1 protein-coding gene is annotated in these 480 nt (G+C 45.0%); it reads right to left on the bottom strand.

Features of this window, described 5'->3' with window-relative positions:
- Nucleotides 1–119: 119 nt before the first annotated feature.
- Nucleotides 120–480, bottom strand: a 361-nt coding sequence (locus X939_RS23870; RefSeq protein WP_044200359.1) for a hypothetical protein, incomplete at its 5' end; no start/stop codon positions are given.

Here is a 480-nt window from a genome sequence, read left to right as displayed (position 1 = left end):
GATAAGTGTTTTCTTCTTCGAAGGTCTGGGCGTGAAGTCCGGCAGTCAAAAGGCAAAATCGGGACGCGCAGTCCAGACGGCGGTGATGAAACACGCCATACGCACGAGGGATATATTTTTCATAATTTTCTAAATTGATAGTTGATGATGGTGGTTTTGCCCCAGTCTGAACGGGGAATAGAATACGGTGATGATACCTGGATATAATTCCCTTTAAGAAAAATATAGGCTTCGTAATCGGTATCATATTTTACCTTTTGGGTACTTCTAGGAAGTATTTCAACCTCATCTGTATCTCTAGGGACAATATAGGAAAATCGGAAGCTTCCATCCTTGCCCGTTTCAATAGTCAGGTCAAAAGTGGGAACACCGGAAAAACCTCTAATGTCTACACCGCCAAAACTAAATCCTGCCCCTTCCAGAGGCAAGCCGTTCTCGTCAATCACCTTCCCGGTTACAATCGTGGGGGCGGTAGGCAGT

The organism is Dyadobacter tibetensis Y620-1, assembly GCF_000566685.1.
GTDB lineage: Bacteria > Bacteroidota > Bacteroidia > Cytophagales > Spirosomataceae > Dyadobacter > Dyadobacter tibetensis.
The sequence above is the reverse complement of the archived record's forward strand: the minus strand, read 5'-3'. Positions and strand labels throughout refer to the sequence as shown.